This window comes from Thermoproteus thermophilus, from assembly GCF_055392855.1.
Map to the genome: position 1 here is coordinate 1665343 of NZ_AP042466.1, position 18433 is coordinate 1683775.

The window sequence follows — 18433 nt, forward strand, 5'->3', positions numbered from 1 at the left end:
TAACGGCCCGATTCCGTTTTAAATATGAAGTTCCTGTTGCGTTGTAGACCCAACACCATAAAGCCGCCCACGGGCAAAAAAGTCGCCATCATCGGGGCGGGGCCCGCCGGCCTCGGCGCAGCCGGCCAGTTGAGATGTCTCGGGCACGAGGTCCACGTCTACGACGCCCTCCCGGAGCCCGGCGGCCTCCTCATCTTCGGCATACCGGGCTTTAGGGTGTCCAAGGAGGGCGTCAGAGAGGGGGTGGAGGAGTTGAGGCAAGTGGGCGTTAAGTTCTACACGTCGACGTTCGTGTACTGCGGCGGGGATAAGCCGAAGGAACACGACGCGTTGTTGTTGGCGAGACAATTCGTCGATCTCAACGAAATAATAAACGCCTATGACGCGGTCGTGATAGCCACGGGCACTTGGCGGAGCCGCCGTATGGGAGTCCCCGGCGAGGACCTCCCCGGCGTATACCAAGCGTTGGACTTCCTCTTCCGCCTATACTCGCACGAGCTGGGCTATCTGCCCAAGGAGAGGGTGCACCCGTTGGGCTCGAGGGTGTTGGTGGTCGGCGGAGGGCTGACGGCCATAGACGCGGCCGTGGAGGCCTTGATGCACGGGGCGAAGAAAGTCGTCGTCTCCTACAGACGCACCATCAAAGAGGCCCCGGCCGGCGAGGCGAACATAAAGAAGGAGCTAATAGATAGAGGCATAGAGTTCAGGGAGTTGATCAACCCCGTTCGATTCGAGGGCTCGGGCAGGCTGGAGAGAGTCGTCTTCATCAAGATGAGGCTAGGGGCGCCGGATAAGTCCGGCAGGCCTAGGCCTGAGCCGATACCTGGCAGCGAGTTCGCCGAGGAGTTCGACACTGCGCTCTTGGCCCTCGGCGAGGAGCCCACGCCGCCTTTCCCCGACGGATGCGCCGGGATAAGGCTGAACCAGGACGGCACGATCAACGTGGACGAGGCTTTCAGGACCACGAGGAGGGGCGTGTTCGCGGTTGGCGACGTGGTCCACGGCCCATCGCTCATAGGCAAGGCCCTGGGCTCCGGGATGCGCGCAGTGCCCTTCATAGACGACTACTTGAACGGCAAATTGAACTGGCGTTCGGCTTAATCGTTATGCCTTAAAGTCGAAAGCTATAATTAAAAATTGCCGAAAACAAGCAGACGATGAAAATAGCAGTATTGGTCAAGCCGGCCTTGGACACAAGCCAGTTGAGGGTCAGAGAGGGCCGCGTGGTGATAGAGGAGACGCCGCTCAAGATAAACGACATAGACAGGAACGCCATAGAGGAGGCCCTCAAGCTCAAGGGGAACGACAAGGCCTACGCGGTCTCCGTGTTGAAATGGCCTCCTTTACAGAAAAGGGCGCAAGAGGCCGAGAATCTACTGCGCGAGGCGTTGGCCATGGGCCTCGACGAGGCGTACCTAGTAATCGACGAGGGCCTTATAAACTCCGATCAGTCCGCCACGGCCAAGGCCATAGCCGCCGTCATCAAAAAGGTTGGCGCCGATCTGGTGCTGGCGGCGGAGGCCTCAATAGACAACTACACGGGCCAAGTGCCGCCGCGCGTGGCCGCCGAGCTGGGCTGGCCCTTGATAACGTACGCCAGAGAGCTTAAAGTCGAGGGCGGCAAGGTGATCGCCAAGCGCGACTTGGAGGACTCCGTGGAGACCGTCGAGGCCCAACTGCCCGCGGTAGTCTCGGTGACGCGCGAGATAAACCAGCCGCGTATACCCACGTTGTTGGCGATCAGAGCGGCCATGAAGAAGCCGATCAACAAGCTGAGCTTGACGGACTTGGGCGTAAAGCCGGATACGAGGACCGAGGTGGTCGAGTATAGGCCTGTGGTGATACAGCGCAAGAGGGTGATCATAAAGGACGGAACTCCGGAGGAGAAAGCGGATAAGTTGCTCCAATACCTAAGACAAGAGGGTGTGATATGAGGGCCCTCGTCGTGTACCCGAACAAGGAGGCGCTCTACGCAGCGTCTGCCTTGGGCGAGTACGCGGCGTTGGCCGTGGGCGATGCCGAGCTCAAGGCGGCCGAGGGGGCCCCCCTCATATACAACGTCAAGGGAGATCCCAGAGATCTGGGGCTGAGGGCCTCGGCCGTTCTGCAACTGGCCGGCCAATACGACGTAGTGGTGATGCCGTCGCTTAAGGAGTCCCGAACTCTAGGAGGCTATATCTCCCAGAAGTTGAACGCGTCGTTCTTGGCCGACGTCGTCTCGCTGAAGGTCGAGGGGGACAAGCTGTTGGTCGAGAGGTTCGTCTTCGGCAATAAGGCGGTCGTGTCGTTGAGGGCGAGCGCCCCCGCCGTTGTGACTATTGCGCCTGGGAAGTTCCTCGGCGAGCCGCCCAAGGCCTCGTCCAAGGTTGTCGAGCTGTCGCCGCAGCCGGCCGGCCTCTTCAAGATAGCTGGGCTCGAGCCCAAGGCCTCCGGCGGCGTCAAGATAGAGGAGGCGGAGATCATCGTATCGGTGGGCAGAGGCTTCAAGAAGAGGGAGGACTTGGCCATGGCTTTCGACCTCGCCAAGGCGCTCGGCGGCCAGGTGGGCTGTTCTAGGCCGATAGCGGCCGACTTGAAGTGGCTATCGGAGGATCACTGGGTGGGCTTGTCGGGCCACAAGGTGAGGCCTAAGTTGTACTTGGCCATAGGCATATCGGGACAACCTCAGCACATAGCCGGCATATTGGACTCCCGCATCATAGCGGCTATAAACAACGATCCCAACGCGCCGATATTCCAATACGCCGATTACGGAGTCGTCGAGGACTTGTACAAGATAGTGCCCATACTGATAAGGAAAGTGGCCGAGCTTAAGAAATAACACATCGCCGACAAATAGGAGTTTTTTATACTCGAGATTATCACAGTGGACTTCCGGGACTTGCCGGCGATATATCTCCACTCGTGCCCCAACTGCGGCAAGGCGATAGAATCCCATAGGCTCGCCAAGGGGCTTCCGTGTTCTCTATGTCTGCCAGAGGAGCCGAAGAGGGCGGACATAAGGCGCGTCGTGGAGGCGTTGAGGAGGCGTAAGGCCTTGGCCGGCTTGGCCCGCGTCGACGACGTGTTGAGACGCTACGACGAGATATCTGCTCTCTTCGAGAAAGTCGTGGGCTTCCGCATGTGGGGGGCTCAGAGGCTCTGGGCCAGGAGGCTCGCCGCGCGTAAGAGCTTCGCCGTGGTCGCCCCGACGGGCTCGGGCAAGACGACCTTCCTCTTAGTGGCGGCGTTATACATGGCGAGGGAGGGGAAAGTGCTCTTGGTGTTCCCCACCTCCGCGCTCGCCTATCAAGCGTACAAGAAGTTGTTGGACTACTCGACGCGCGCAGGCCTCCCCGCGTCGATCGTGACCTACAACTCCATGTTGGGGCAACAAGAAAAGAGCGAAGCGTTGAAGCGAATAGAAAGCGGCGATTTCGATATATTGGTCATAACGTCGGCCTTTCTGCCCAAGTATTTCGACGTCTTGTCGAGGCACAAGTTCGCCTTCGTGGCGACAGATGACGTGGACAGCGTCTTGAGGGCCACCAGCAAGAACATAGACAGACTCCTCAAGCTTCTAGGAGCCACCGACGAGGTCTTAAACAAGGCGCTCGAGCTCGTAGAGCTGGGCAAGAGGAGGGGCAAGGCCGTGTTGGCCGGCGATGAGGAGGAGGCCGAGAGGACTGAGGCCGAGATGGCGAAGGCCAGGGAGGAGTTGAGGAGGATGAAGGACGCGCTCAAGCTCGGCGTATTCATAGCGTCGGGCGCCCTCGCCAAGGCCAGGCGCACGGCCAGGCTTCTCTTATTCAGAGAAATCCTCGGCTTCGACGTAGGGGGGAGGGCCGAGGGGCTCAGGAACGTCTACGACTTATACGAGAAGCTCTCGGAGGACCCCAAACGCCAAGTCGCCGATTTGGTGAAGAGGCTGGGGGGCGGCGGGATAGTGTACGTCTTGGACAAGGACTTCGGCAAGGAGTTGGCCGAGTACCTCAAGTCGTCGGGCATAAGGGCCGAGCACTTCCTAAGGCCCAGGAAGAAGGTGCTCGAGGCCTTTGAGCGAGGCGAATTGGACGTCTTGGTGGGCTTGGCCTCGTCGAGGTCGGCGTTGGTGAGGGGCATAGACCTCCCCCACGTGATAAGGTACGTGATCTTCGTCGGAATACCCAAGTTCAAGTTCAGAGTTAAGCTGGACGAGTTCTCGGTGCCGGCCTACCTCGGCTTCCTCTACGGCGTGCGCGCCGTGTTGCCCCAAGAGCTGAGGTTCAGAGCGGATAGGCTCATAGCGCAGCTGAGGCGTATAGCGCCCTACGCGGCGAGGCTGGACAAGGTGTTGAAGGAGGGGCCGGCCAACTCCTTCGAGGAGTACATGGCCAACGTGGCGAAGTCGGCGGTGGAGTTCGTCGCCGATGTGTTGGGCAGAGAAGATGTGAGGAAATCGATAGAGACGTCCACCGAGATAAAGTTGACATATATAGATGGACAACTGTACGTCCTCTTGCCTGACGTCACTACTTATATACAAGGCAGCGGGAGGACCTCGCGCCTCTACGCCGGCGGCCTCTCGAGAGGGCTCAGCGTAATACTAGTAGACGACGAGAAGGTGCTCAACGCCCTCAAGAGGGAGATGGAGCTCAGATTCGACGAAGTGCGCTTCGAGGAGCTCTCCAAGGCCAATCTCGACGACATCTTGAAGGGCATCGACGAGGACAGAGAGACTATAAGGCGCATTATGTCGGGCAAGCTCAAGCCAGAGGAGTTGGCCTCGAAGGACCTCATGAGGAGCATACTGCTGGTGGTGGAGTCCCCGACTAAGGCCAGGACCATAGCATCGTTTTTCGGGAAGCCCAATATGTTAATAATAGGGGGCATGCCGGCGTACGAGGTCTCCACCGGCGACGCCATGTTGACGGTGATAGCCACCATGGGCCATATTTACGAGCTGCCGACGAGTTTATCGCGCATCGACAAGGAGGAGGCGGATAGGGTCCAGAAGTTCGCCAAGCCCATGGCCGCAGGCCCCTACAACCCCATAGACTACGCCGTGGTGAAGACAGAGGAGGGGTACGTGCCTATATACAACAAGATATACAAATGTCCCGGCGAGTCCTACGTAGACGATCTGGACGTCCCCGAGGGCTGCAAGCCTCTCGACATAATATCAACGCTTAGAGAGCTCGCCTTCGAGGCCGACGTGGTCTACTTGGGCACAGACCCCGATTCAGAGGGCGAGAAAATAGCGTACGACGTGTACCTCGCGCTGAGGCCTTACGCCGAGGCGATAAAAAGGGTGGAGTTCCACGAGGTGACCAGACGCGCGATAATAAACGCCCTCGCGTCGCCCAGGGACGTCAACTTGTCCATGGTAGCGGCGCAGATAGTGAGGAGGATCGAGGACAGATGGCTCGGCTTCGGCCTCAGCAGAAGGGTCCAAGAAGTCCACGGCCTCTCGTTCCTCTCGGCGGGAAGGGTGCAGACGCCCGTCCTCGGCTGGATAGTAGAACGTTACGAGAGCTCCAAGGCCGAGCGCAAATACGACGTGGTGTTGAAGATAGGCGAGGGCAGAGTGAGGCTGGCCGTTCCGGAGGAGGTCTACAAGGCCCTTAGGGAGCGGCGGAGGGCGAGGGTCGAGTTGTTGGAAAGCAAGACGGAGGTCGTGCCGCCGCCTCCGCCCTACACCACCGACGAGTACTTGAGAGATGCCGTCAGCAAGCTGGGCATAAGCGCCGAGGAGGCCATGGGGTTGGCGCAAGACCTCTTCGAGAGCGGGTTCATCACGTACCACCGCACCGACAGCACAAGGGTCTCGACGACCGGCATAGGCATCGCTAAGGAGTACGTGACGAGGCGCTACGGGGCCGAGGCCTTTAGGCCGCGGACTTGGGCTACGGGGGAGGAGGGAGCCCACGAGGCCATAAGGCCCACTAGGCCAATAGATGCCGAGGAGTTGAGGGGCCTCGTCGCCGCCGGCGTGTTGCAGCCCGCTATAAGGCTCACGAGGAGCCACTACGCCGCTTACGACTTGATATTCCGTAGGTTCATGGCTAGCCAAATGCGCGAGGCGACCTTGGCGGTCGAGCGGTATTCGCTCTCCGTGGACGGCTACACGGCAGAGGTGAGGCGCGTGGTGGAGGTCAAAGACCAAGGGTTCTTGGCCGTGTACAAATCCGTAGAGCCGGAGCCGAGGTTGCCGACAGGGGATGTGGAGGTCGAGATAGCCTACGCCAAGAGGCTCGTTGCGTTGTTATCCCAAGCGGACGTGTTGAGGTTGATGAGGGAGAGGGGAATCGGGAGGCCTAGCACCTATGCGAGGATACTGGAGGTCTTGTCCAGGAGAGGCTACGTGGTGGTCAAGGGCAAGGCGAAGTTCATGATACCGACTAAGAGGGGCATAGAGGTGTATAAATACCTCAAGGAGAACTACGGCAAACTTGTCAGCGAGGAGAGAACCCGCCTAATAGAGAAGTACATGGACGACGTGGAGAACGGCAGGAGGAGCTACGTAGCGGTGTTGGACGAGCTGTTCTCCGAGTTCCTCCAGGAGGTGCTCGCGCGTCAGTAGTTTATATTCCCGCGTATATTACGTGAAATACGTCGAGTTGAGAAAGCTAATCATCGAGCTCTTGGACAGAAAGCTGGACGCGGGATGGGCCGCCGCGCGTTTAGAGCGTAGCGTCGAGCTCATATCCTCTTGAACGCGACGTAATACGCTGCTACGACTGCTATGAACACGAAAAATCTAAAAAGCCAAAGGCCGACGCCCGCGATGCTCTGCGGCCTGACTATGAGCGGAAAGACGCCGACATAGGGCACTATCAAGACTGCCTCGCCGATTATATTACGCGGGGTCACGGGCGACTCGCCGTATTGCTGATCTGAGATCGGGTTCGTGATCGCGTTATCGCCCTTAGTGGTGAGCGAGCAGTCGGGGCCTACAGCTATAACTCTATGTATCACCCACTCCCCAGGCGGAAACGGCGGGGAGGCGACGTAGACGACCACAGCGCCTACTCTAGGACAGCTTTGTGAGTTGGACAAGACGACGAAATCGCCGACGCGGAGATCCGGCATCATGGACCACGAGGAGACCACCGCGAAGGGCCAGGACACGTGGAGGACGTACTTGGCAACGAAGAACACGGCGAAGAGTATAACCGCGAACGAGAAGACGTCGAGGACCCACCTCTCGGCCATGGCCACAAGAGCGCCCCCCTAATTAAGTTTGTGGAGGAAAAGTTTTTATATGCGCTAATTATGTCAAGCCATGGCGCAAGCACCGAGAGCCGGAGTTCCCGTAATGATCCTGAAAGAGGGCTCGCAACGTACTACGGGCGTGGAGGCCAGGCGCTCTAACATACAAGCCGCCAAGGTGATCGCCGAGATACTCAGCACAAGCCTCGGCCCGAGGGGCATGGACAAGATGTTAATAGACGCGTTTGGCGATGTGACCATTACAGGGGATGGAGCCGCTATATTGAAGGAGATGGAGATACAACACCCGGCCGCCAAGTTGTTGATCGAGGTGGCCAAGGCGCAAGACGCAGAGGTCGGCGACGGCACTACGACGGTCGTTGTTTTAGCGGGCAGGCTACTCACCGCGGCTGAGGAGCTCCTCGAGGAGGGCATACATCCGACCATAATCATCGACGGCTTCAAGAAGGCCTCGGACTACGCGGCCAAGGTCGCCGAGGAGATCGCGAGGCCGATACAGCTCACCAAAGAGGAGATGGCCAAGGTCGTGATAAACTCGCTCAGCAGCAAGATAGTCTCGGAGGCCAAGGACTACCTAGCCGGTATAGCGGTCGACGCCGCGTTCCAAGCCGTCGAGTACAGGAACGGCTCGCCGTATCTCGACTTGGACTGGATCAAGATAGAGAAGAAGAAGGGCAAATCCCTCTACGAGACCCAGTTGGTCCAAGGCATAGTGCTCGACAAGGAGGTGGTGCACCCCGGCATGCCGAAACGCGTGGAGAACGCCAAGATAGCCGTGTTGGACGCGCCGCTCGAGATAGAGAAGCCCGAGTGGACGACGAAAATAAGCGTCAGCTCCCCCGACCAGATAAAGGCCTTCTTGGACCAAGAAGCGGATATACTGAAGCAGTACGTGGACCGCTTGGCGTCCATAGGGGCCAACGTGGTGATAACGCAGAAGGGCATCGACGAGATCGCCCAGCACTTCCTCGCGAAGCGCGGCATAATGGCGGTTAGGCGCGTTAAGCGCTCGGACATAGAGAAGCTGGCTAGGGCGACCGGCGCCCGCATAATAACTAGCATAAAGGACGCCAAAGCCGAGGACCTCGGCTCGGCCGGGCTGGTCGAGGAGAGGAAAGTCGGCGAGGAGAAGATGGTCTTCGTGGAGAAGGTGCAGAACCCGAAGGCCGTCACTATATTGGTGAGGGGCGGCAGCGATCGCGTGCTCGACGAGGTCGAGAGGTCCATGCAAGACGCGCTCCACGTGGCTAGGGACCTCTTCCGCATGCCGAAGATAGTGCCCGGAGGCGGCGCCTTCGAGATAGAGCTCGCCAGAAGAGTCAGGGAGTTCGCCAGGAAGCTCCCCGGCAAGGAGCAGCTCGCGGCGCTTAAGTTCGCAGACGCCCTCGAGGGGATACCCACGATACTCGCGTTGACCGCAGGCCTCGACCCTGTGGACGCAATAGCCGAGCTGAGGCGCAGGCACGACAACGGCGAGGTGTCGGCCGGCGTGGACGTGTTGAATGCCAAGATAGCCGACATGGCCGCTCTCAACGTTTGGGACCCGTTGCTGGTGAAGCAGAACGTCCTGAGGTCCGCCACCGAGGCCGCCATAATGGTGCTCCGCATAGACGACATAATAGCCGCCGGCGCTCCGAAGAAGGAGGAGAAGAAGGGCGAGAAGAAAGAGGAGGAGGGCGAGAGCAAGAGCGATTAAACTTCTTCTTTTTAGGGACAAAATTTTAGAACCCCTCTATCCGGGCGGGCGTGGAGAGCAAGCTTTCTCCTCCGGAGCTGGTCGAGAGGGTCGAGAAGATTATCCAGCTCCTCAAAAACGCCTTAGTGGACAGGACGTTCTACCCCCCGAGGCTGACGAGATACGAGGTTGCGAGGGTTGTGGCGGCGCGCGCGTTGCAGCTAGCCATGGGCGCTCGGCCCCTAATAGACGTATCCGCGTTGGACAACAAGGACCCCGTCCTCATAGCGCTCGAGGAGTTCAGACAAGGGAAGTTGAACTTCTCAATAATCAGACAATTGCCCGACGGGAAGACGATTAAGCTCGAGCTGAAGGACTTGATGGAGCTCGAGAAGTTGCTTCGGGCTTAACCAGGACCACTTTCCCGAAGTACATAAACACGTGTCCTCCGGCCCTCACGATTTTTTCAGGACTTGCGTCTACGTCCCCTTCCATCACGTATACTATAGTCAAATCGCCGACCTTGTAGGCGTAGTATTTTGCCCCCCGCTTCTGGAGCTCCTCGAGAACCACGAAGAAATTTGAGCGTATAAATAAAGGAGATCGCCGATTACTGGGCCATGGCGCCGACTAGGCTAAGCGGAAGAGCGGGCTACGCCCCAGGGATCGACGTGATGATCGAATGGTCGAGTTCGGCTACCAAGCGAGGGCCCACTAGGCACACTACGACGAGTATCGCGCCTCAACGGCGAAAAAGCTTTAAGCAGAGAAGTTCTCTCGTACTGGCGGGGGTGCCCGAGCCAGGTCAAAGGGGCAGGGTTCATGGTGTGGCCAGCCCATAGGTCCCTGTGGCGTAGGCCTGCGTGGGTTCAAATCCCACCCCCCGCACCAATTTTGCTTCTCTACCAGAGCTCACAGATGGCCTCATCGACGCAAGCGAGAGTGCGCTGGCTAGTCCGCGTCGCTTTTGTCCTATCCTCTCCCGACCCCGAGGTTTATGCCCTCTATCACTCGAGAACGCACATCGAGATGGCAGACGCCTATCGTCAAGATCTGGCTGGCGCACGCCTTGGGCGTTTAAAGATTTAAACCAGTAGACGAAAAGAGCCCATGCGTAATATTCCTATCACGAAAATCTCGGACTATATATGGGAAATACCGCCGGGCGTTAAGCCTTGCCAGAAAGTGCCCGTAAGGATATACGCCGACGCGGTCTTGTTGGACAAAATGAAGACCGATATGACCTTGGAGCAGGGCATAAACGTCGGCTGCCTCCCTGGGATATACCGATGGTCCATAGTACTGCCCGACGCACACCAAGGCTACGGCTTCCCCATCGGAGGCGTCGCCGCGGTAGATGCCGAAGAGGGCGTCATAAGCCCGGGCGGGATAGGATACGACATCAACTGCGGCGTGAGGGTGCTTAGGACGAATTTGACCGAGCAGGAAGTGAGGCCCAAGCTCAAGGAGCTGGTGGACACTATCTTCCGACTCGTGCCGCCGGGAGTCGGCGAGACCGGCCACCTCAAGTTGTCCATATCGGAGTTCGATAGGGCAATCGCCGAGGGGGTAGAGTGGGCGATCTCGAAGGGCTTCGGCTGGCCCGAGGACAAGGAGTTCATCGAACAGAAGGGCTCTTGGGATCTAGCCGATCCCAGCAAGGTGTCCGAGAAGGCCAAGAACAGAGGCAAGGACCAGTTGGGCACCCTCGGCTCCGGCAACCACTTCCTCGAGATACAAGTCGTCGACAAGATATTCGACGAGAGGGCCGCTAAGGCCATGGGCATAGAGCGGGAGGGCCAAGTGCTCGTCATGATACACACGGGCAGTAGGGGGTTCGGCCACCAAGTCGCCACGGACTACCTCATGATAATGGAGAGGAAGATGAAGGACTGGGGCCTAAAACTCCCCGACCGCGAACTCGCCGCCGCGCCGCTTAGGGATAAAGTCGCCGAGGACTACCTAAAGGCCATGGCCGCGGCCGCCAACTTCGCTTGGACCAACAGACAGATCATAATGCACTGGGTCAGAGAGGCGTTCAAGAAGGTGTTCGGCTCCATCGAGAAGATAGGCCTCGAGATAATCTACGACGTGGCCCACAACATAGCCAAGCTCGAGACTCACGAGGTGGACGACAAGGGCACCACGAAGAAGGTCTGGGTGCACCGCAAGGGCGCCACGCGCGCTTTCCCGCCGGGCCATCCCGAGATACCGGTCAAGTATAGGGAAATAGGCCAGCCTGTGTTGATACCGGGCTCCATGGGCTCGGCGTCTTGGATACTGGTGGGCACTCGCGAGGCCATGAAGATAACCTTCGGCACAGCGCCTCACGGCGCCGGCCGTATGCTCAGCAGAGAGGCCGCGATTAGGTCTTTCCCGCCCCAGAGGGTTAGGGCGGAGCTGGAGAAGAGGGGGATAATAGTCAGATCTGCCGAGACCGAGGTCATAAGCGAGGAGGCGCCCGAGGCCTACAAGAACGTGGACCTAGTAGTGGAGGCGGCCCACCAAGTCGGCTTTGCTCGGAAGGTCGTGAGGCAGAGGCCCATAGGAGTTGTCAAGGGCTAAGGTAAAGCGTCCAGCTCCTCAAGCTTCTCGGGGTGCAGGCGTATTTTGCCTACCCTCACCTCGTCGAAGTCCTCCGCTGTGGCGTGTAGCTCTACGCCCTCCTCCGAGATCCTCTCGACCACCCCATACCCGACGAGTCTGCCCTCCTTGAACAAGCCCGCTAAGATGTGGCGTAGATAACCGCGCGGCACTACGTAGTCCCGCCCCCTCCCCTCGGGCTTCTCCACGTCGCCTGGAGCGTATCTCCCCCAAGGGCAGACCAACGCGCCCTCCCATCGACAAGGGGACAACGCGCTGAGCGGCGCCACGACCCTCGCCTTGAGCGATATATGCCTCTTGTAGGATAGGTTCCTCAACTCCCGCCTCTCTTGCGGCCCTCTAGGATAGACGTGCGGCGGCCTCGAGACGACTACGCCGGGGAGCACCTTCTCCCCCAAGTTCACCACGCGGGCCTCGGCGGCGTCGGCCACGGCCTCGAGAAGTTGAACGCCCCTGCCGGAGGTCCACCCCGGCGTGTTCACTAGCACCAAGGGCGCTGCGACGCGCCTCAGACATCGCGCAACGCCCGCCACTAGGAGCTCCTCCACGCCTTGGAGGTTGACGGAGCCCACGTAATAGCCGTTGAGCGGCTCGAGCTCGGATATATGCGGGACTGACTCAGACGCACAAGCGCAGGACACAAAGCCGGGCGGCCCCACGTCGGATTGCCCCACGTCGGCATCCACGACGCAGACCTTTCCCCTATCCACGTGGGTGTTGAGCAAATACGTCGAAAGGCCGCTTTTACCCGAATCGGTCGAACCCACCAACATCACGACCCCCTCGAGCGACATCTTCCAATCGTCGGGTATCGGAGAGCCGTTGAGGAACACGACGGAGCCGCCGTCTATTTTAAAACGCGCAGGCCCCTCGACCGGGTATTGCTTGTGTCTAGGCACGAAGAAGCCCTTGAACATCCCTCCGAACACGCTACAGCCCTCGTCGCATTCCACGCGCGCCGGGCCTCTCACCAACGCGGAGGAGCCCGAGGGTAGCTCGACGCGGAACACGTCTAATATGCGCAGATATATATCAGCACCCGCTACGAGGACCTCACCTCTCGGCCAGCCATCGGCACATCACAAGACGGATTTGCTCGTCAAATAAATTCAGTCCTCCAGGTGCTCGTCATCGCTCGGCCGTCCCGAAAAGCCGTCATCATATGAACAAGGCGATGTCCAGAGGGAACTCAAACCTTTCCGAGAACCCCTTGAATGCCAAGAGCGCGGCCGCCGCCGCGACCTTCCCGCCGGCAATCCCGACCAAATCCGCCAACGCCCTTATGGTCTTCCCGGTCCTGACCACGTCGTCGATTATTAAGACCGAGTTGCCTTTGGCCAATTGTCCATAAGGCACATATAAGGACACAACCCGGTTGCCCTTTATATAGGAGACCTCGAGGCTCCTAGTCCCCGGTTCCTTGTACTGCTTGGCGATCACCAACGGCACGCCGAACCTCTGGGCGACGGCTACGGCCAACGGTATCCCGTCCACAGCGGCAGTCAACACCTTGTCGATCTCCAACCCTCCGAACTTCCTCGATATATATATCGAGTATAGAGCCCAGAGGTCGGGGTCGTAAGTGGCGGTGAGGTCCACATAGGTCTCGTAGATCCTCAAGATCTTGGAGAGTATCTTATCCAACGGATATTCGGCGAAGAGCTTCTCCACTATCTCGTTGGCGGTCTCGACGGAGGGCAACATATCTCCGGTGTAGTACCGGGACAACACGCTCTCGGGCAGCCCTAGCAACGACGAAAGTTCCTTGTACGTAAGCCCCAATAATCTCTTGATGGATCTCAAGACGCTTACTCCATCCAGTTGGATCCTTACTTTCTCCAAGCGCTCCACGCAATTAAACACACAATTAAATTTGAATTAATTGCTCATTATGGAAGTCTCGATCGAGCTCTCGAGGCTGGTGTTGAGGGAGGGGCCGCGTAAGGTGGTGGGCTTACCGCTCCACTTGAACCTATTGGGCTCTGTCAAGGCGCTCCCGACGTCTTATCTCCTGGGACGTTTTGGAAGGGCCTACTTCAAGGACGCGAGGTTCAAGGAGGTTGCCGAGGCGCTTTGTCCCGCTTGCGTGGCCGAGGACGCCAAGAGCGCAGTGGTCGTCGATAGGGGCCTTATCGTCGAGGCGTATTACAACACCGTAGCGGGCGAGGTCTTGGCCCTCGCCCCGGGGGTGGACTCCATAGCCGTCCCTTGCTTCACCGGCGCTTTGGGCGAGGCGGTGGCCAAGAGGGCGAGGGAGGCCGAGCCGGGGCTGACGCTGATCGCCGCTAAGCTCGACGATGGCGATTGTAGCTGGGCGGACGCGACGTACGTAGGGCTCGGGAGACCAGCTCTGCCCAAGGCGCTTAAGTTAGGCCCAGCGTCTCTCGCAACGCTCTCGGCAGCCCTCAGAGCGCAGGAGGAGCTGTCCCTCTACTCGACGCTAGCGCTCTTGACAGATTGAGAGCCATGAAAGTCGGCATAGTGGGCGGCGGTAGGATGGGGCTTTGGCTCAAGAAAGAGGCGGCAAGGCTCCACGAAGTCGCAGTATTCGACGTGGACCGCTCCAAAAGCGATTTGAGCTCCCTGGAGGAGCTAGTCGGCTGGAGCGACGTCGTGATAATAGCAGTAGGCTTCAAGGAAGCGGGGGCAGTCCTCAAGTCGCTCGCGGGGCTGGACGTGTGCGGGAAGCTGGTCATGGACATCGCGACGTTCAAGAAATACGTGATATCCGCCTACTCCTCGCTGCCCGAATGCGTCCTCGCGGCGACGGTTCACCCCATGTTCGGCCCAGGCGCCGGCTCCATAACGGGCAGAAAAGTCGTCGTGATGGAAGTGCCGGGGAGGCGCGGAGTCGACGAGGCCGCGGCCTTCTTCGAGGGCTTAGGGGCCTCGGTCGTGCGGGGCTCCGTGGAGGAGCACGAGCGCTTCGTCAAGTACACCATTGGGCTGAGCTACGCCGTGGGCCTTGCGTTGGCCAGAGTCTACGCCAAGTATTGGCCTCTCCTCGAGAAATACGGCGGCACGTCTTTCCGCTACCTCTCGGTCTACGCAACGTCTCTATTGGGCGATAGGAGCGCCCCTCTCTACGCTGATGAGGCCGGGGAGGCGCTGGAGGAATTCTTAAAAGCGCTGAGGGAGAAAGACTTGCCGCAACCCCCCGTGGATCCCGAGGAGGCCTACCGGCTCTTCTACACGGCTCTCTCAACGCTTGGATACTAGCCTCCCCACGGCCTCCTCAAAGGCGACGGCCAAGAGCCCCTCGATGCCCGACATCTTGGTCAACGCCTTTATGGTGGTGCCTCCCGGCGTGGCCACCGCCTCGACGACTCCGTCATAGCCGAGGCCGCCCACGAGCTGAGGAGCCGTCGAGAATAGGCCGGCCGCTATCTCCTTGGCCAAATCCCAAGGCACGCCGACGTTTACCGCCGCCTCGACGTAAGCTCTGAGGAGTTTGGCGACTATGGCGGGCCCGCTGCCCAACACGACCGTGAGCGGGTCCATGAGTCTCTCCTCGACCCAGAACACCAAAGGCGATATGGCTCTCAAGAGCTTGTCCACGACCTCGTCGTATTGCCCCGCGACGGCTATGGCCGTCAGCCCCACGTTGGTCATGGCCCTATAGGGCTTACTCGATATCTCGGCCAACCTCGCTAGAGGGACGCCGGCCGCGAAGGAGACTAGGGGCTTATCCGTCTTCACCGATATCTCGGCCACGTTATAGGGCTTGACCGATAGTAACAACAAATCGCTTTTCTCGACCACTAGGCCGTTATCGAGATATACGTCGAAGCCCATCTTGAGGCCTCTCTCCAAGGACTTACGGGTTTTGACAGAGCCTATGACCTTATATCCCCTTTCCTTGAGCCTAGACCCCAGCGCTGTGCCCAACTTGCCCAAGCCTATTATCCCGATAGTCTGGGGGACTAATGTCCATGCCCCCGGTAAAGAACCAATTTATATATCTGATTCCGACCATGGGCCTCGACACCGTCTTGATATTGGCTATATACGTTGCGGTGGTCCTAGCCACAGTGTTGAGGTTCAGGAAGAGGGCTTGTTAGATCTCCACGACCCGCCTCCCTATATGCTCGGCCTTGGGCATATCGGCGAGGAGCCGCGGCAGGTCGGAGAATTTATATAGGCTATATACAGGCCTCACCTTGCCCTCGGAGAGGAGCCTCAAGGCCTCGACTAAGTCGTTCCTAGTGCCCTGAAGGATGGGCAGTACGTCGATCTCCTTGAGTATGTACAGGCCCAATTGCAAGGGCTGGGGGTTGGGATCGACGTTTCCTATGAGGGCTATTTTACCGCCCGGCTTCAGAGCCCTGGCCGATTGACCGATCGTGGGCCCGCCCACGGTTTCTATCACCACGTCGGCGTAGCCCAGCTTTTTGACCTCCTCGGCGAAATCCGGTCTCGTTATCACATAATCGGCGTATTTGGCTACGTGTTCCGCCTTCTCCGGCCTCGTGATCCCCACAGCCTTGGCGCCATACGCCCTCGCCACTTGCAACGCGTGGATGCCGACCCCTCCCGAGGCGCCCGTCACCACGACTAGTTGCCCAGGCCCTATGCCCGTCCTCTTCGCGGCTCTGACCAACGTCGAGAGTACGCAGGCTGCGAAAGACGCCGCGGCGAAGTCCACGTTGTCGGGCAACTTCACCAAGGATTTAGAGTCGGCGACGATGTATTCGGCGAAGGCACCCCAGATATCCTCGCCGAATACTCTCCTGTTCTTGCATAAGTTCTCCCGCCCCGCTCTGCAGTACTCGCACTCGCCGCAGTATTCGTACATCATGCCGGCGACGCGATCCCCCGGCGAGACGTGCGCGTCCTCGCCCACCTCCTCCACAACGCCTGCGAACTCGTGCCCGGGCACCGTGGGGAACTTCACCCTCTGCCACCCCGTCCAGGCCAGGTAGTCTCTATAACAAATTCCAGCGGCCTTCACCCTCACCAAGGCCTTGCCGGGCCCCGGCCTCGGCCTCTCCACCTCTAGGAGCTCCAGCTCCGAGCGAGGCCCCTTGACTATAAACGCCTTCATATACTGCCCGGCCCCCTTTCTTAAAAACGTTCAGTTGTTTTTATCCGACGGATATGTCGTGAGCTTATTGGCCGAGCTGGGCGTATGCCCGGCGTGCGGGAGCCGCGACACAGCCCTCAACCCGGAGGGCTTGATAGTTTGTAGGACTTGCGGAACGGTCTTAGGGCCGTCGATCGCCGCGGGCCATTTAGCCACGAAACGGGCCGACTACTTCACCTTAGAGTCGGGGACGGAATACTACTGGAAGGACGCGAGGGGCATGGTGGCCCCTAAGTTCAGACTTTACGAATCCCTATCGAGGCGCGCCAAAAGCAAACTCGACGTGGAGATCGAGAGGGCCGCCGCGCTCTTGAGCCTCCCTAAGGTGTGCGCAGACGCGGCGAAGGCCTTAGCGGCGCGGTTGGGCAAAACGCACGACGTAGAGTACACGGCTGCGGCTACGTTGTTCGTCGCTTGCAGAATAGCGAGGATATACGCCGATGACGCCTTCAAGAACTACGACGTAAAGCGCCTCGCCAGGGCGGTCTTGGTCGTGCAGAGGAGGGCCGACGTCGCTATGCCGCCCCCGCCCCCCAAGCAGTTCATCTATAAATTGGCGGAGGGGCTCGGCGTGGCGAGGCGCGAGGTAGTGGCCAAGGCGCTGGAGGCGTTGGACTTATTAACGCCGATTATAGGCAGGGGGAAGATAGCCCAGTCCGTCTCCTTGCTACTGGCGGCGAGGAGCTACGGGTACAAGATAGAGCCCAGAGAAGTCGCCAAGGCGGCTGCGGTTTCCGAAAAGGCGTTGGTGAGCGCTCTGGAGGAGGTGGCTAAATCGGTCAGAGCAACAAATCGAAGGACTTCTCGTCGAGCACTATCTTGACGTGCCTTACTGCTTTGCCTACTAGGCGCTTCGGCTTGAGCTCCACTAGGTACTCACCGGTCTCTAGCTGCTCGTAACCGGCCACGGCCCATTCCTCCCCCGCCTCCTCGCCGAGCATGAAGGCGAAGTCCTCGAAGTAGTCGTAAGTCCCACAAGTATAACACATATTGCCTCCGAATTTGACGCTTACAGACTCGCGGTCTGCCCTCAATACCTCCACCTCGGCCTCGGCCCCGAAAAGCTCCTTAAATCTGGCCACGGCCCTTTCGACGAATTCCATATAACCAACACGATATCCGCATATAATGATGAGACCCCGATAGGACGATGGATGATATAAATCGCATGGGCTGAACAAACTGGCGCATCCGGCTCCGCTCTCACGCACCTCCGAGACGCCGGAGGCGTCGGCGGGCGGGGAACCGGGGGTCCGCTACACTGCGCGGAGAAGCTTTTATATCTTATGCTCCGATATGTCGTCTACACGCCGCGATAGGCTTTTTTGAAGGGACTGAGGTGGCTATATGAAGCGTCTCGTCGAGTGGCTAGACGGCGCTTGTGCCTTGGGTGCAGGAGGAGCTGGCTCCGCGCCATGACTTGCGTGATTCAGATAACCGGCGTGAAGGACGCGGGGAAGACCGCCGTAGCTGAGAAGCTGATAGCGAAGTTGAAAGGACAGGGGCGTTCCGTCGTCGCTATAAAGATTAGCCACCACGAGCCCGACCCTCCCACGAAGGACACATATAGGCTCAGGAAAGCCGGCGCCGATAAGGTGTTGTTCTACAACGGAGATGTCTTCGTCCTATATGCGCGCTCGGTGAACTGCGCAGAACTGGCGGCCGATTATATAATCGTAGAGGGCCTCAAGGAACTGAAGATCGGCTATAAGATACACGTAGGCCCTGACCCGCCCGACGATGCGGACGTCGTGGTGCCGAGTCCGGACGCCTCCGTGGAGATAAAGTGCGTCGACGGGGATCCTTGCTCCGTCCTGGACGCCTTATTGCGCGTGCGCCAAGGGTATTATAAACACACTACTTAAAATGCCGGCGCGGCT

General features: G+C 59.0%; 18 protein-coding genes and 1 tRNA gene. 13 read left to right on the forward strand and 6 right to left on the reverse strand.

Translation table 11 applies throughout. The features are described from left to right. The first annotated feature begins 24 nt into the window (after positions 1 to 24). Genes ACZ5PA_RS09620 through rgy form a run of 4 tightly spaced genes read left to right on the forward strand, consistent with a single transcriptional unit; the run spans position 25 to position 6541 of the window. Positions 25 to 1101 carry an FAD-dependent oxidoreductase gene (locus ACZ5PA_RS09620; protein ID WP_464930114.1) on the forward strand — a complete coding sequence of 359 codons (1077 nt, stop codon included), beginning with the start codon at positions 25 to 27 and terminating at the stop codon, positions 1099 to 1101. Between the two features lie 56 nt (positions 1102 to 1157). Continuing rightward, positions 1158 to 1934 (forward strand): electron transfer flavoprotein subunit beta/FixA family protein, encoded by a 777-nt coding sequence (locus ACZ5PA_RS09625; protein ID WP_464930115.1) that lies wholly within the window; start codon positions 1158 to 1160, stop codon positions 1932 to 1934. Beyond that, a complete protein-coding gene (locus ACZ5PA_RS09630) occupies positions 1931 to 2821 on the forward strand; it encodes an electron transfer flavoprotein subunit alpha/FixB family protein (protein ID WP_464930116.1) in 891 nt (296 codons plus the stop codon). Before ACZ5PA_RS09625 ends, ACZ5PA_RS09630 begins: the two co-directional genes overlap by 4 nt. 45 nt (positions 2822 to 2866) lie before the next feature. Continuing rightward, complete coding sequence (rgy, locus tag ACZ5PA_RS09635; protein WP_464930117.1) at positions 2867 to 6541, forward strand: reverse gyrase; 3675 nt, start codon at positions 2867 to 2869, stop codon at positions 6539 to 6541. 119 nt (positions 6542 to 6660) lie between these two features. On the opposite strand, the gene ACZ5PA_RS09640 is transcribed toward rgy, so the two are convergent. Next, positions 6661 to 7173, reverse strand: coding sequence for a signal peptidase I (locus ACZ5PA_RS09640; RefSeq protein WP_464930118.1), 513 nt, complete (start codon positions 7171 to 7173; stop codon positions 6661 to 6663). Between the two features lie 70 nt (positions 7174 to 7243). On the opposite strand from ACZ5PA_RS09640, the gene thsA reads away from it, so the two are divergent. The 4 genes from thsA (at position 7244) to ACZ5PA_RS09660 (ending at position 11431) form a co-directional block, all read left to right on the forward strand. Then, positions 7244 to 8887: a thermosome subunit alpha gene (gene thsA, locus ACZ5PA_RS09645; RefSeq protein ID WP_464930119.1), complete on the forward strand. Its 1644-nt coding sequence runs from the start codon at positions 7244 to 7246 to the stop codon at positions 8885 to 8887. 50 nt (positions 8888 to 8937) lie between these two features. Next, complete coding sequence (locus ACZ5PA_RS09650; protein WP_464930120.1) at positions 8938 to 9276, forward strand: DNA-directed RNA polymerase subunit K; 339 nt, start codon at positions 8938 to 8940, stop codon at positions 9274 to 9276. Positions 9277 to 9651: 375 nt separating this feature from the next. Continuing rightward, positions 9652 to 9757: transfer RNA gene (locus ACZ5PA_RS09655), tRNA-Leu, on the forward strand. A 219-nt stretch (positions 9758 to 9976) separates the two neighbouring features. After that, positions 9977 to 11431 carry an RtcB family protein gene (locus ACZ5PA_RS09660; RefSeq protein WP_464930121.1) on the forward strand — a complete coding sequence of 485 codons (1455 nt, stop codon included), beginning with the start codon at positions 9977 to 9979 and terminating at the stop codon, positions 11429 to 11431. Here ACZ5PA_RS09660 and ACZ5PA_RS09665 read toward each other — a convergent pair. Then, positions 11428 to 12480: a Clp1/GlmU family protein gene (locus ACZ5PA_RS09665; protein WP_464930122.1), complete on the reverse strand. Its 1053-nt coding sequence runs from the start codon at positions 12478 to 12480 to the stop codon at positions 11428 to 11430. The two genes, ACZ5PA_RS09660 and ACZ5PA_RS09665, sit on opposite strands and share 4 nt — an antisense overlap. A gap of 148 nt (positions 12481 to 12628) precedes the next feature. Beyond that, a complete protein-coding gene (locus ACZ5PA_RS09670; protein WP_464930123.1) occupies positions 12629 to 13321 on the reverse strand; it encodes a phosphoribosyltransferase family protein in 693 nt (230 codons plus the stop codon). 40 nt (positions 13322 to 13361) lie between these two features. Here ACZ5PA_RS09670 and ACZ5PA_RS09675 point away from each other — a divergent pair, with 40 nt between their 5' ends. Next, positions 13362 to 13931, forward strand: coding sequence for a hypothetical protein (locus tag ACZ5PA_RS09675; protein WP_464930124.1), 570 nt, complete (start codon positions 13362 to 13364; stop codon positions 13929 to 13931). Between the two features lie 5 nt (positions 13932 to 13936). After that, positions 13937 to 14689, forward strand: a complete 753-nt coding sequence (locus ACZ5PA_RS09680; RefSeq protein WP_464930125.1) for a prephenate dehydrogenase — start codon at positions 13937 to 13939, stop codon at positions 14687 to 14689. Here ACZ5PA_RS09680 and ACZ5PA_RS09685 read toward each other — a convergent pair. Then, positions 14672 to 15367, reverse strand: a complete 696-nt coding sequence (locus tag ACZ5PA_RS09685; RefSeq protein WP_464930126.1) for a pyrroline-5-carboxylate reductase family protein — start codon at positions 15365 to 15367, stop codon at positions 14672 to 14674. The two genes, ACZ5PA_RS09680 and ACZ5PA_RS09685, sit on opposite strands and share 18 nt — an antisense overlap. A 35-nt stretch (positions 15368 to 15402) precedes the next feature. On the opposite strand from ACZ5PA_RS09685, the gene ACZ5PA_RS09690 reads away from it, so the two are divergent. Then, positions 15403 to 15531: a hypothetical protein gene (locus ACZ5PA_RS09690; protein ID WP_464930127.1), complete on the forward strand. Its 129-nt coding sequence runs from the start codon at positions 15403 to 15405 to the stop codon at positions 15529 to 15531. Here the strand turns inward: ACZ5PA_RS09690 and ACZ5PA_RS09695 are convergent. After that, on the reverse strand, positions 15528 to 16514 hold the full coding sequence (locus ACZ5PA_RS09695) for an alcohol dehydrogenase catalytic domain-containing protein (protein ID WP_464930128.1): 987 nt from the start codon (positions 16512 to 16514) through the stop codon (positions 15528 to 15530). The two genes, ACZ5PA_RS09690 and ACZ5PA_RS09695, sit on opposite strands and share 4 nt — an antisense overlap. A gap of 58 nt (positions 16515 to 16572) precedes the next feature. Here ACZ5PA_RS09695 and ACZ5PA_RS09700 point away from each other — a divergent pair, with 58 nt between their 5' ends. Next, positions 16573 to 17376: a transcription initiation factor IIB family protein gene (locus tag ACZ5PA_RS09700; protein ID WP_464930129.1), complete on the forward strand. Its 804-nt coding sequence runs from the start codon at positions 16573 to 16575 to the stop codon at positions 17374 to 17376. Here the strand turns inward: ACZ5PA_RS09700 and ACZ5PA_RS09705 are convergent. Then, positions 17333 to 17656, reverse strand: coding sequence for a hypothetical protein (locus ACZ5PA_RS09705; protein WP_464930130.1), 324 nt, complete (start codon positions 17654 to 17656; stop codon positions 17333 to 17335). The two genes, ACZ5PA_RS09700 and ACZ5PA_RS09705, sit on opposite strands and share 44 nt — an antisense overlap. Before the next feature lie 312 nt (positions 17657 to 17968). Here ACZ5PA_RS09705 and ACZ5PA_RS09710 point away from each other — a divergent pair, with 312 nt between their 5' ends. Beyond that, positions 17969 to 18418 carry a molybdopterin-guanine dinucleotide biosynthesis protein B gene (locus ACZ5PA_RS09710; protein WP_464930131.1) on the forward strand — a complete coding sequence of 150 codons (450 nt, stop codon included), beginning with the start codon at positions 17969 to 17971 and terminating at the stop codon, positions 18416 to 18418. Positions 18419 to 18433: the final 15 nt, after the last annotated feature.

Coding starts and splice junctions, on each gene's coding strand:
- ACZ5PA_RS09625 (WP_464930115.1), top strand. CDS start 1,158: ATGAAAATAGCAGTATTGGTCAAGCCGGCCTTGGACACAAGCCAGTTG.
- ACZ5PA_RS09620 (WP_464930114.1), top strand. CDS start 25: ATGAAGTTCCTGTTGCGTTGTAGACCCAACACCATAAAGCCGCCCACG.
- ACZ5PA_RS09660 (WP_464930121.1), top strand. CDS start 9,977: ATGCGTAATATTCCTATCACGAAAATCTCGGACTATATATGGGAAATA.
- ACZ5PA_RS09630 (WP_464930116.1), top strand. CDS start 1,931: ATGAGGGCCCTCGTCGTGTACCCGAACAAGGAGGCGCTCTACGCAGCG.
- ACZ5PA_RS09640 (WP_464930118.1), bottom strand. CDS start 7,173: ATGGCCGAGAGGTGGGTCCTCGACGTCTTCTCGTTCGCGGTTATACTC.
- ACZ5PA_RS09675 (WP_464930124.1), top strand. CDS start 13,362: ATGGAAGTCTCGATCGAGCTCTCGAGGCTGGTGTTGAGGGAGGGGCCG.
- ACZ5PA_RS09690 (WP_464930127.1), top strand. CDS start 15,403: ATGCCCCCGGTAAAGAACCAATTTATATATCTGATTCCGACCATGGGC.
- ACZ5PA_RS09695 (WP_464930128.1), bottom strand. CDS start 16,514: ATGAAGGCGTTTATAGTCAAGGGGCCTCGCTCGGAGCTGGAGCTCCTA.
- ACZ5PA_RS09680 (WP_464930125.1), top strand. CDS start 13,937: ATGAAAGTCGGCATAGTGGGCGGCGGTAGGATGGGGCTTTGGCTCAAG.
- ACZ5PA_RS09705 (WP_464930130.1), bottom strand. CDS start 17,656: ATGGAATTCGTCGAAAGGGCCGTGGCCAGATTTAAGGAGCTTTTCGGG.
- ACZ5PA_RS09710 (WP_464930131.1), top strand. CDS start 17,969: ATGACTTGCGTGATTCAGATAACCGGCGTGAAGGACGCGGGGAAGACC.
- thsA (WP_464930119.1), top strand. CDS start 7,244: ATGGCGCAAGCACCGAGAGCCGGAGTTCCCGTAATGATCCTGAAAGAG.